We start from the raw sequence: 11,802 nt of genomic DNA, 5'->3' as shown, positions 1-11,802 counted from the left end.
TGGTCGGGTGGCCGAGTGGCTAGGCAGAGGTCTGCAAAACCTTTTACAGCGGTTCGAATCCGCTCCCGACCTCGAAGGATTTAAAAACATTAAAATAATACCATCATGGGCGTTACTCGTTTAAAAAGAAAAGATAGAAAAAACAAAACTACTTCACGTTTAGAAGTACAATTTTTAAAGCTGGCTACAAACCTTGAACCAGGAAGCCGCAGCGCTGAGAAAAAAGACAGCCAGATAGCAAAAAACAATGCAGCTTTATTAATTGCAGCAGGTAAATAATTTCTCTTCTTAAGGGAGAATAGATTTACTTTGAATGATATTTAAGATCCTGTTGGTATATACCGATGGGATTTTTTTGTGGGGAAATTTTTTTGAACCATGATTTTTAGGATTTAAGAATGACCATGATGCAGGTAGGGCGAAAGAAAAGAATCAGAAAACCCCTTAATCAAGTAAAGCATGGTTCAAAACAGCCATATTGCAGACCTTCCGCCGTAAAGGATCAAGAAATCCTTTAATCAAGCAAACGGCGAAGCCCTCTTGAACACCTTTAAAAACAAACAACCTGTGAAAAATCATAGTTCAAAAAATCAAACAGATAAGATCCTCTTATTTATCCGCCCAATCAATCCTGGCCCTTCGTAAATAAAGCCGGTATACAATTGCACTAATGCAGCACCGGCATTCAATTTTTCAATAGCATCATCTGCCGAATGAATGCCCCCCACCCCTATTATCGGGAATGTTCCATTCGATTTTTTATGCAGATAACTGATCACCACCGTTGAACGTTTGGTTAATGGCACACCGCTTAATCCGCCGGTTTCACTTTTCAATTCATCTTTTGATATCAACCCTTCCCTGCTGATGGTGGTATTGGTGGCTATAATGCCTGCAATACCAGTATGCTGCACTATTTCAACAATATCGTCCAATTGCTCATTGGTAAGATCGGGAGCTATTTTTAACAGGATTGGCCTGCTAATGTCATTTTTAAAATTTCGTTTTTGCAGGGTGTTTAGCAATTCCATTAAGGGCTCTTTTTCCTGCAGGGCGCGTAAGCCGGGCGTATTAGGCGAACTTACATTCACCACAAAATAATCAACCACGTCAAACAGACGGTCGAAACATTTAATATAATCACTTACAGCATCTTCGTTGGGCGTAACTTTATTTTTGCCGATGTTCCCACCAATGATCAGTCCTTTTTGCCCTGCTTTAGTTTTACGGAAAGCAGCTAACCGCTCGGCAACCACATCAACTCCAAGGTTATTAAAGCCCATGCGGTTTATCAGACCGCCATCTTTCGGCAAGCGAAACATCCTTGGTTTGGGGTTACCGGGTTGCGGTAAGGGCGTTACCGTACCTACTTCAACAAAGCCGAAGCCAAGGTTAGCCATTTCGCCCATCAGTTCGCCATTCTTATCAAAACCGGCGGCAAGGCCAACCGGGTTTGTAAATTTAAGGCCAAACACTTCCCGCTCCAGCTTAGGGCTTTTAACATTCCATATAGCACGGCTCAATGCCGCGCCACCCGGAAAACGGTTTAAGCGCTTTAAATTAGCCGTTACAAAGTAATGGATCTTCTCCGGATCGAACTTAAAAAGGATGGGTTTGAGTAGAAAATACATGAGTGCGAAGGTAAGATTTTTGGGGGAAGTCGGGAAGTCCGAAAGTCAGCAAAGTCAGTAAAGTCCGGAATATAGCTGCGTGCTGTTCCGCGGAACGGTGTGAACGCGGGAAACATCCGGAACAAAAATTGGCCGATGGAACAAAGTGGAACAGGTGGAACAAGCGGAACAGGTGGAACAAAACTCCCTCTTTCGGACTTCCCATGTAACATATCGCACATATTTCTGTGAATATTAAATGATTATTTATATTAGCAACCACTAACAATGATGTTTCCGGCCATGAACTATGAACCATCAACTATGAACTTCTTATGAATCATCATCTATGAAATCGTCCAATTCACGTCGTAATTTTATAAAAACAGCATCAGTTGGCACCCTTGCTTCTATGGCATTATCATTGCCGCAAATTGTTTCTGCTGCAGTTGCCGAAAACGGCATTAAAAAGATCAGTATTGATAAAAATGACATCATCCTTTTCCAGGGCGATTCTATTACCGACTGGGGTCGCGACCACAGCAAGACCATTCCGAATGATACCGGTAGTCTTGGAACAGGTTATGTGCTGTTAGCATCGGGGCAGCTGTTGATAAAATACCCTGAAAACAATCTGCAGATCTACAACAAAGGCATCAGCGGTAATAAGGTTTATCAATTGGCCGAGCGCTGGGATATTGATGCACTTAGCATAAACCCGACCGTACTTAGCATCCACATAGGCGTTAACGATTTTTGGCATACGCTAACCAGCGGCTACACCGGCACCATTGACACCTATATTGCCGACTACCATACCCTGCTCGACCGCACCAAAAAAGCGCTGCCAAATGTAAAGCTGGTTGTCTGTGAGCCATTCGCGGTAAAGGCTGTAAAAGCTGTTGATGATAAATGGTATCCAACGTTTGACCAATTCCGTAAAGCTGCAAAGGACATAGCTAATGAATACAATGCAGCCTTTGTACCCTACCAGGCTGCATTCGACAAAGCCCTTGAGCTTGCCCCCGGCACTTACTGGACACTGGATGGCGTGCACCCAAGTATTGCAGGTGAAGCGCTGATGGCGAAGACGTGGATGGAGAGCATAGGTGAAAGGTAAAAGGCTAAAGGTGAAAGGTTTTGAAGTGGATAAGCAAAAATAGATTTTCTTTCTTTCGGACTTTACTGACTTTTCCGACTTTCGGACTACCTTTTACCTTTCGCCTTTAACCTTTCACCTCAAAATCGTATCTTTGCGCGCAAATGATAGCTATAAATAACCTTACGTTCGAGATTGGTGCGCGCGCCTTATATGATGAAGCTAACTGGCATATAAAACCGGGAGAGAAAATTGGCCTTATTGGCGCCAATGGAACCGGAAAAACTACCCTTCTGAAAATTATTGTAGGCGACTACAAACCTACTTCAGGTACCATATCAATGGCTAAGGACCTTACTTTAGGTTATCTTAACCAGGATCTTTTATCCTACTCGTCTGATAAAAACATACTGCATGTGGCAATGGAGGCGTTTGAACGCCAGAACCAGCTACATGACGAGATTGAAAAGATCCTTCAAAAACTTGAAACCGATTACAGCGAAGACCTGCTACATAAGCTAAGCGATAAACAGCATGAGTTTGAAGCGTTGGATGGCTATAATATTGAATACAAAGCACACGAAATTTTAGCCGGTTTAGGTTTTAGCGAAGCGGATACTCATCGCAAGCTAAGCACCTTTTCGGGCGGATGGCGGATGCGTGTTATGCTGGCCAAGATTCTGTTACAGGCCCCTGATATCCTTTTACTGGATGAGCCTACCAACCACCTGGACTTACCTTCAATTGTATGGCTGGAAGACTACCTGAAAGCTTTTGATGGCGCTATAGTAATTGTATCGCACGATAGGTGGTTTTTAGATAAGGTAATTAACCGCACGGTTGAATCGCGCAAAGGCAAGCTTACTGTTTACTCAGGCAACTATACTTTTTACCTGGAAGAAAAGGCGCAGCGCGAAGAAATTCAGCGCGGTGAGTTTAAAAACCAACAATCAAAAATAAAGCAGGAAGAGCGTTTGATCGAGCGTTTCCGCGCCAAGGCATCAAAAGCAAAAATGGCGCAATCCCGTATCAAAATGCTTGATAAAATGGAGCGTGTTGATGATGTGGATGATGATAACCCATCGGTAAACTTTAGCTTCCGCTTTTCAAAGCAGTCGGGCCGCCATGTGGTAACGTTGGAGGATGTTGTTAAAAAATACCCTGCTATTGATATTTTGAACGGTGCGGAAGCGGTTATTGAAAAAGGCGATAAAATTGCCTTGATCGGAGCCAACGGTAAAGGTAAATCAACTTTGCTGCGGATCATTGCCGGGGCTGATCATGATTTTACAGGCAAAGCCGAAACAGGTCATAATGTTTCACAAACGTTTTTTGCACAGCACCAGTTAGAAGCATTGCATTTGGAGAACACTGCTTTGCAGGAACTACAATCATTCGCTCCAAAACATACCGAGACTGAGCTGCGTACCATATTAGGATCTTTCCTGTTCACCGGTGATGATGTATTTAAAAAGATCAAGGTATTATCAGGGGGAGAAAAATCACGTGTGGCTTTAGCAAAAGCTTTAACTGCCGATGCTAACTTCCTTGTACTCGATGAGCCTACCAACCACCTTGATATTGCATCGGTAAATATATTGATCCAGGCGCTGCAACAGTTTGAAGGTACCTTCATAGTTGTATCTCACGACAGGTATTTCCTTGATAACATAGCCAACAAGATCTGGTTTATTGAAGATCAGCAGATAAAACAATACCCGGGCACTTATGCCGAGTTTGACGTATGGTTTGCCAAACGCAAGCTTGAACCCAAAACCGCAATTCCTGCTCCTCAACCTAAAAAAGAAGAGAAAAAAGAAATTGCACCGGTTAAACAGCAACATTCTGAAAATAAACATCAGCAATTAAAAAAGCTAAACCAGGATTTGAGCAAAATGGAAGAGCAGATCTCCGGGCTTGAAATAGCCATAAAACAACTGGAAGCACAGTTAGCCGATGAAAAGCTATACAATGATGTGGCTAAGATGAGAGAGATCAACAGCAATTACGATAAAAAGAAAATGGAGCTTGGCCATATCCAACTGCAATGGGAAGCTTTGGCTGAGCAGATAATGGAGTTGGAAGCGTAAAATATCTCCGTGGGTTGTGTCCTCACAACCTACTACCAGGAAGTTGGCTGTGGGGACACAGCCAACGGGGAGATGGATTTATTTTTAATTTCGGAATTATAAAAACTTGTCATTGCGAGGAACGAAGCAATCGCATACTATACAGAGCGACCAGAAAGGTGTAGAACTTGCATTGGCGGTTGTGTACTGCGTGCGGTTGCCCTCCGCTAGTCAGCTGATCGCAATGACATGATGTATTAACAAACCATGATATATTAGCAACATTATGAGTAAGAAATACAAATGGTTTAAAAGCGTTGTCCTTCTCCTGGTCTTACTATTACCTATAACCGCCTTTGCCCAACCCTACACCGACAGCGTTTACCGTCACGAAATAAAAAGCGTTGAGTTTTACAACACAGCCAAACAAGCATCCTTTCCACTAATCACCCTAAATTCAAGCGAAACAGTAACCTTAGGTTTTGATAACCTGCTAGGAGGCACGCTTAATTACCATTACACCATTGAACATTGCGATGCCGAGTGGAACTCATCAAACATATCAACTGCCGAATATTTAAAGAATTACAATGACGACCGGATCCTGAACTATAGCTACTCCATTGCTACAGTACAAAAATATACCCATTACGAGCTTAAGTTGCCAAACGAAAACATCGCCCCAAAAATACCGGGCAATTACATTTTAAAGGTCTATGAAGATAGCGACCCTGCCAAACTGGTATTAACCCGTAAGCTATATGTAGTTAGTCCGAAGATCAATATATCGGCTGAAATAGTTCCCTCCAGTGATAACTCCACCAGGCAAACCAATCAGAAGGTAAATTTCACGCTTGATTATGGCGCATTGCGGGTACAAAATCCAAACAGGGATGTACGTGCGCTTGTAATGCAGAACAACCGCAGCGAAACGGGCATAATGAATAATCAGCCAACTTATATCCGCAGTACGCAGCTCATTTACAGCGATATTAGTATCAATGATTTTCCGGCCGGTAACGAGTTCAGGCATTTTGATACACGTACGCTAAAGCTAAATTCTCAAAATATTCTACATATCTACCGCGACACGGCCAACACGGTAATGATGCTGACTGATCCTGACCGGAACAAAACCAATTACACACTGGAATATGACCTTAACGGCAGCTACTACATCATTAACCAGGATGGTAGCGATCCGCGGATTGATGCTGATTATGCACATATGATCTTCAGTTTTGCAACAAAAAGGCCGGCAAACTCAGGCAATGTTTACATAATTGGCCGGTTCAATGACTATAAGCTTGATGAGCACAGCAAAATGACCTTTGATGAATCGGGCAATAAGTATTTCAACAGCCTGCTTTTAAAACAGGGTGTTTATGATTACTCCTATGTTTGGGTTGACAGGGCCGGCAAACCAGATCTTAATGCTTTGGAAGGCAACTATTTTGAAACCGAAAATGATTACCAGGTATTGGTTTACTACCGTCCTTCCGGCGCCCGCTGGGAAGAGCTGGTTGGCTATAGGGTATTAAATTCCTTAAAGAAGTAATAAAGTACAACATTTCCAGGGAAATCGCTTTTAAACTCAATGGCAATTAGGGGGCTCCTATGGAGCCATTAGCTGCTTTATTTATGCTATAAACAGGCGACTCCTCCGGAGTCATAGACTGAAAGTTGCAATAGTTCCAGCGGAACTCCCTGTTTATAGCTAATTAGATGATGTTTTAACGGCTCCACTGGAGCCTCCTGTTTTAAAAGCGATTGCTATGAAATCATTTCTTTAAAATTGGGGATGTTTGTAAAAACTTTTAGCTTAGTTATTTGATTATATTTAAAGAACTAAAGCAAGCTCACATTTGAAAAATTCATACCATTGGAACGATTTGGACGAATAGCCCTAAAAACCATACTCTGGATAATTGCAAGTGTCATTTTCCTGGTATTACTCATCGTAATCTTAATACAGGTTCCTGCCGTTCAAAACTTTGTTAAAGATAAAGCAGTTTCTTTTATACAAGGTAAAATTCATACGCCCGTAAAAATAGGGCACATCAGCCTGGGCTTGCCTAAGCTTATTGTTTTGGAAGACGTATACTTTGAAGATCAGCACAAAGACACCCTGATAGCCGGCGAAAAACTTAAAGTGGATATCAGCCTGTTTAAGCTGCTGGATAATAAGGTTGAGATAAATGAAATTAACCTGCAGGGCATTACTACCAACATCAGCCGCGGTGCCGACAGTGCTTTCAACTTCGACTATATTACCAAAGCCTTTGCAGGTGAACAGAAAAAAGAGGTAAAGCCAACGGACACAGCATCCACCATGAAATTTTCTATCGATAAGATCATCCTCGATAAGATCAACATTTCCTTTAAAGATAAGATCAGCGGTAATGATGTAAAATTCATTCTTGGCCATTTTGATACCCGGATTAAGGATTTTGATCTGGATAAGATGAAATTTACTATCCCAAAGATCAACCTGTCTGATCTTGACGCCCGCATTATCCAAACCCCAATAACATCCGATGGTACTAAAGTAATCCCGGTTGATACTACTACCACCCCTATCAACATGACGCTTAACCTGGGCGCCATTGATGTATCAAAAGTAAAGGTTGATTACCGCAGCAAAGACATGAGCAGTAAGGTTAATTTGGGTAAGTTTTTGGTGGAAATGGATAAGATCGACCTTAAAAATCAAATCGTAGGCATAAAAAATATCGAGCTGAACGATACCAAAGCAGGCATAGTGTTCGCCAAACCTGAATCTGTTAAAAAAACCGTCGTTAAGGCTATAAAAAAATTGGATACGCTGGTAGCATCGCCTAAAAGCACCAAAGGATGGAGGGCCAACCTTGGAAAAATAAGCCTCATTAATGATAACATCCGGTTTGATAATGATGCGCAGGCGCCCATAGCCAAAGGACTTGATTTTGCACACATGAACATCACAAGCCTGAATGCCGATGCAGAGAATATTGCATATAGCACTGATACGATAAAAGGGAAGATCAACTCATTTACATTCGCCGAAAAAAGCGGACTCATCATCCAAAAATTCCACACCTCGTTTTTATACGGACCCAAGAGCGCTTATTTGAACAATCTGCTGGTTGAAACACCGCAAACCGTGCTGCAAAAACAATTGCAGGTTAGCTATCCGTCAATTGAGGCAATTACAAATGACCTGGGGCAGCTTTACATTAATGCCAATTTAGATGGCAGCAAGCTGGGCTTAAAAGATGTATTGCTGCTGATGCCAGCTATGGCAAGTATGGAGCCGTTTAAACATTCGCCTAATGCTGTTTTCAGGATTGACGGCAGGGTTATTGGCAAAGTAAACGATCTGCGGATCCCGAATCTTGAAGTTAAGGGTTTAAGTAATACCCATATCAAAGCTTCAGCAAGTATGAGGGGCTTGCCGAATATCAATAAGTCTTATTTTGATGTAACTATTGACGATTTAACTACCAGCAGCGCAGACATATCAAAACTGGTTGCAGCTTCAATGATCCCGGCTTCGATAAGCATCCCTGCCAATTTAAATTTGAAAGGTACCTTTAAAGGCAGTATGTATGATTTTAATACTAAAATGAACCTGCGCTCCACCTATGGCGCTGTTGATTTGGTGGCAGGCATGAAGAACGGCAACAATAAAGGCCATGAAAGCTATACTGCCGACATAAAAGCCAATAACCTTAATGTTGGTGCATTAATTAAACAGCCGCAAACGGTTGGCGGCATAACCGCAACAGCAAATGTAAAAGGCGTAAGTCTTGACCCGAAAAAGGCAAACCTGCAATTTAGCGGCGATGTGGTAAAGGCATATGTTAAAGGTTATACCTACCAAAACTTGGTAATGACGGGCACTGCCCATGATGGTAATTACACAACCAAAGCCACCATGAAGGACCCTAATATTAGCTTTACGCTTGATGGCAAGGCTGATATGAACAAAAAATATCCGGCAGTAGCGGCAACTTTACAGTTGGACAGCATCAACCTGAAAAATCTGAACTTTACTAAGGATGACATGCGCATTCATGGTAAAATTATTGCCGATGTGCCAACTGCCGATCCGGATTATTTGAATGCCAATATCCAGGTAATAGATCTGCTGGTGGCTCAAAAAAACCAGGTGACAAGGCTGGATACCATCAGCCTGGTTTCAACAGCTAATGCTGATAGCAGCACGCTCAGGTTAAAAGCGCCAATGCTTAATGCCCACATGGCCGGTAAATATAAGCTTACCGAGTTAGCCCCGGCGATGGAGGATCTGATCAATAAATATTATAACACCCAATTGGCGCAGGCTCCGGGAACAGTCAAACCTCAATACTCGCCGCAGCAATTTAAGTTTGATCTCCGCCTGGTTAAAACACCATTAACAGAGAAATTTGCACCGGACCTAAAAAGGCTCGACCCGGTAAATATAACCGGACATTTTGATAGCCAGGCCGGTGATTTAACCATTGACGGAACAGCGCCAAAGGTTATTTATGGAACCTACATTGTAGATAACATGAAACTGGCGGTTAATACCCAAAACAACGCACTTAATTACAGCTTTACTGTAGATAAGATAAAAGCGTCATCAAGCATTGATCTGTTATACACCAGCGTAACTGGTAGTGCACAGAACAACAAGCTGAATGTTAATTTACAGATTCGTGATGCCGCTAAAAAGGAACGCTACCGCATGGCAGGGGTATTTAGCGTTTTACCAAACGAGTACCAGTTTAGCTTTTTACAGGATGGCCTGATCCTGAACTATACCCAATGGGCAGTTAATTCAAACAATGCGCTGCAATTTGGCAGCAAAGGCATTATGGCCCGTGATTTTGCACTTACAAACAGCAACCAGGTATTAAGTATTAACAGCGATACCCAGGAGTATAACGCCCCAATTACGGTAAGCTTTAAAAACTTTAAAATAGAAACCCTTACCACTGCTGCCCAGCAGGACTCATTACAGGTTGGCGGCGTTATTGATGGGGACGCACATATCAGCAATTTCCAGCAATCGCCGGTACTTACAGCGGCATTAAATATTAAGGATTTTAATTTTAAAACGGATACAGTAGGCAATATAGCCCTTAAGGTTAATAACCAAACAGCAAATGCTTATGCTGCTGATGTTACCGTTACCGGCAAAGGCAACCAGGTTAACTTAAACGGCTTGTATTATACCGCCCCCGAAAGCAAGCTTGACATGAACCTGAATATCATCACCCTGAAAATGAAAAGCATTGAGGGCTTTAGTTTTGGCAGCATAAGGCGTGCAAGCGGCGATATTAGCGGGCAGCTGAAAATAACCGGGACTACAACCGCTCCAATTGTAAGGGGCGATGTTAATTTTAATAAGGTTGGTTTTAACGTATCTATGTTAAATTCCTACTTTACCATGCCGAAAGAAAGCATAACGTTTAATAATGACGGCATCCTGTTCAATGATTTCACTCTTATTGACTCGCTGGGTAATAAAGCTGTGGTAACTGGTACACTCTATACCAAAACGTTTACTGATTTTAAATTTGGCCTGGATATCAATGCTACCAATTTCAGGGTTATCAATTCAACTCAGGATGATAATAAATTATATTACGGCAAGCTGTTTATTGATACCCGCATTCGCATTCGTGGTAATATGGCTAAGCCGGTTGTTGACGCAAATCTTACTGTTAACGATAAAACCGATTTAACCATTGTGCTGCCCCAGAGTGACCCGGGGATAGAAGACCGGCAGGGTGTTGTTGAGGTGATAAACCCAAATGCGCCAAAGCTCGATTCCATATTTTTAGCCAAACAACTGGATTCTCTCCGAAAATCAGACGTTATAGGGCTTGATGTAACAGCAAACATCACCGTAAATAAAAACGCCAAATTTACTATTGTGGTTGATGAGCGTAGCGGCGATGTGGTTGAACTTAAGGGCGAAGCCAACCTGAACGGGGCTATTGACCCAAGCGGAAAGATAAACCTTACGGGCACCTACAAAGTAAACCAGGGTTCGTACAATTTAGCTTACGCAACGGTTAAACGTAAATTTAACTTTAAGCCGGGCAGTACTATTACCTGGACCGGCGATCCCACCAGTGCCAATATTGACCTTACAGCTACTTACATAGCAAACGTCCCCCCTATTGATTTGGTAAGTCAGCAGCTTGGCGGTGATCAGAATGCTACCATGTATAAGCAAAAGTTGCCTTTTAATGTTAACCTGAGCCTGAAAAATGAGCTGTTAAAACCAGATATAAGCTTTGACATAGTATTGCCTGATGACTCATATACAGTATCGCCGGATGTTGTTTCCACCGTTAATGCGCGGCTATCGCAAATAAGGCAAGACCCTAATGAATTGAACAAACAGGTATTAGGGGTATTGGTACTTGGCCACTTTATTGGCGATAATCCCTTTCAGAGCCTGGGCGGTAATGCAGGCATTGGCGGGGCTATCCGCAGTAGTGTAAGCAGCCTGTTATCTGAGCAGCTAAATAAGCTGGCTGGTAACCTGATAGGTGGCGTACAGCTAAGCTTCGACCTTACTTCGGGTGAAGATTACTCTACCGGAACGGAACAAAACCGGACAGATCTGAATGTGGGCTTGTCCAAGCAATTCCTTAATGACCGGTTAACGGTAACGGTTGGCAACAACTTTAATTTGGAAGGGCAAAACCAGCCGGGACAAAAATCGACTGATATCGCCGGCAACGTATCGGTAAATTATAAAATAACCAAGGATGGCCGCTATATGGTACGCGTTTACCGCCGCGATCAGTTTATTGTGGTGGAAGGGCAGGTTATTGAAACCGGTGTTGGCTTTACCCTAACCTATGAGTATAACCGGTTTAAAGAATTGTTCACCAGGAAATCAAAACAAGACAGGGAGCTGCAAAAAGAATATAACGACAAACAAAAGGAAATAAAGAACGCGCAAAAGGCAGCTAATAAAAAAGCCGATTCAACAGCAGCACCTGTGCAACCTATTAACAACAAACCACCAGCAAACTAA

General features: G+C 42.5%; 6 protein-coding genes and 1 tRNA gene. 6 read left to right on the top strand and 1 reads right to left on the bottom strand.

The window, feature by feature from the left end:
* The first annotated feature begins 1 nt into the window (after position 1).
* Both BUE31_RS19470 and BUE31_RS19465 read left to right on the top strand, forming a co-directional pair.
* Positions 2 to 72: transfer RNA gene (locus BUE31_RS19470), tRNA-Cys, on the top strand.
* Positions 73 to 105: 33 nt separating this feature from the next.
* On the top strand, positions 106 to 279 hold the full coding sequence (locus tag BUE31_RS19465) for a spore protein (protein WP_073405483.1): 174 nt from the start codon (positions 106 to 108) through the stop codon (positions 277 to 279).
* Positions 280 to 590: 311 nt separating this feature from the next.
* Here BUE31_RS19465 and BUE31_RS19460 read toward each other — a convergent pair whose 3' ends face one another.
* A complete protein-coding gene (locus BUE31_RS19460) occupies positions 591 to 1,631 on the bottom strand; it encodes a quinone-dependent dihydroorotate dehydrogenase (protein ID WP_073405482.1) in 1,041 nt (346 codons plus the stop codon).
* A gap of 328 nt (positions 1,632 to 1,959) precedes the next feature.
* Here BUE31_RS19460 and BUE31_RS19455 point away from each other — a divergent pair, with 328 nt between their 5' ends.
* From BUE31_RS19455 to BUE31_RS19440, 4 genes are all read left to right on the top strand, one after another.
* Positions 1,960 to 2,730, top strand: a complete 771-nt coding sequence (locus BUE31_RS19455; protein ID WP_073405481.1) for an SGNH/GDSL hydrolase family protein — start codon at positions 1,960 to 1,962, stop codon at positions 2,728 to 2,730.
* 143 nt (positions 2,731 to 2,873) lie between these two features.
* Positions 2,874 to 4,799: an ABC-F family ATP-binding cassette domain-containing protein gene (locus tag BUE31_RS19450; RefSeq protein ID WP_073405480.1), complete on the top strand. Its 1,926-nt coding sequence runs from the start codon at positions 2,874 to 2,876 to the stop codon at positions 4,797 to 4,799.
* A gap of 265 nt (positions 4,800 to 5,064) precedes the next feature.
* A complete protein-coding gene (locus BUE31_RS19445; RefSeq protein WP_073405479.1) occupies positions 5,065 to 6,336 on the top strand; it encodes a type IX secretion system plug protein in 1,272 nt (423 codons plus the stop codon).
* A gap of 324 nt (positions 6,337 to 6,660) precedes the next feature.
* Complete coding sequence (locus BUE31_RS19440; RefSeq protein ID WP_083620114.1) at positions 6,661 to 11,802, top strand: translocation/assembly module TamB domain-containing protein; 5,142 nt, start codon at positions 6,661 to 6,663, stop codon at positions 11,800 to 11,802.

Origin of the sequence: Mucilaginibacter sp. OK098 (assembly GCF_900142915.1) — a bacterium.
In the GTDB taxonomy this organism is placed as follows: Bacteria; Bacteroidota; Bacteroidia; order Sphingobacteriales; family Sphingobacteriaceae; genus Mucilaginibacter.
The sequence above is the reverse complement of the archived record's forward strand: the minus strand, read 5'-3'. Positions and strand labels throughout refer to the sequence as shown.

Excerpts from the sequence above, each read along its gene's own strand:
- BUE31_RS19445 (WP_073405479.1), top strand. The coding sequence starts at position 5,065 with ATGAGTAAGAAATACAAATGGTTTAAAAGCGTTGTCCTTCTCCTGGTC.
- BUE31_RS19450 (WP_073405480.1), top strand. The coding sequence starts at position 2,874 with ATGATAGCTATAAATAACCTTACGTTCGAGATTGGTGCGCGCGCCTTA.
- BUE31_RS19460 (WP_073405482.1), bottom strand. The coding sequence starts at position 1,631 with ATGTATTTTCTACTCAAACCCATCCTTTTTAAGTTCGATCCGGAGAAG.
- BUE31_RS19465 (WP_073405483.1), top strand. The coding sequence starts at position 106 with ATGGGCGTTACTCGTTTAAAAAGAAAAGATAGAAAAAACAAAACTACT.
- BUE31_RS19455 (WP_073405481.1), top strand. The coding sequence starts at position 1,960 with ATGAAATCGTCCAATTCACGTCGTAATTTTATAAAAACAGCATCAGTT.